Genomic DNA, 281 nt, shown 5'->3' on the forward strand with positions numbered 1-281 from the left:
TGAAAGCATCTAAGCGGGAAGCCTCTTCCAAGATGAGATCTCACTGACTCCTTGAGAGTCCTAAAGGGCCCTTGTAGACTACAAGGTTGATAGGCTGGGTGTGGAAGTGCAGTAATGTATGAAGCTAACCAGTACTAATTGCCCGTGAGGCTTGATCATATAACCCTAAGCGATTTAGGGTCAACAAATTGATCAAACTCTAATAATTTTAGACAAGCCAAAACTAAATCAAGATTTGAAAAGCGCATGCTTTGATTCATATTCCAAACATCAGTCTTAAG

1 rRNA gene is annotated in these 281 nt (G+C 40.6%); it reads left to right on the forward strand.

Annotation, left to right across the window (positions count from 1 at the left end):
• A 23S ribosomal RNA gene (locus OS173_RS13505) occupies nucleotides 1–159 on the forward strand; the annotation flags it as partial.
• Nucleotides 160–281 lie beyond the last annotated feature (122 nt).

This window comes from Marinicella gelatinilytica, assembly GCF_026410405.1.
GTDB lineage: Bacteria > Pseudomonadota > Gammaproteobacteria > Xanthomonadales > Marinicellaceae > Marinicella > Marinicella gelatinilytica.